The sequence below is a fragment of the Deinococcus alpinitundrae genome, from assembly GCF_009982895.1.
In the GTDB taxonomy this organism is placed as follows: domain Bacteria; phylum Deinococcota; class Deinococci; order Deinococcales; family Deinococcaceae; genus Deinococcus; species Deinococcus alpinitundrae.
The window spans coordinates 1-275 of record NZ_WXZL01000226.1; the positions used below are offsets into that span (position 1 = coordinate 1).

A 275-nucleotide genomic window follows, 5' to 3' on the forward strand; every position below is an offset into this window, starting at 1 on the left:
GGGGCGTGCAGGTCGACGACATGGGGTTGGAGCAGATGCGCCGCCTGTATGCCGGTGGGCTGGCTTCCGCCCCCAAGCTCACCTGGTGGGCCAATGTCGTCACCGACGCCGGGCATCATGCGGGGGGCCCCCGGTCCGAGCCGGCGCGGGAATCGTTGCGGCAAGCCGATGCTCGGCTCGGGGTCTTCCTGGACCTGCTCGACGCCCGCGGCGAGTTGGACGACGTCGCCGTCCTGCTGACCGCCGACCACGGGTTCGAGGGGTCGGACCCCGCC

At 72.4% G+C, this 275-nt stretch carries 1 protein-coding gene; it reads left to right on the forward strand.

Translation table 11 applies throughout. From position 1 onward, the window contains the following. Nucleotides 1-275 (forward strand): alkaline phosphatase family protein (locus GUI70_RS23155; RefSeq protein ID WP_202630593.1); only part of this gene is annotated, 275 nt, incomplete at both ends.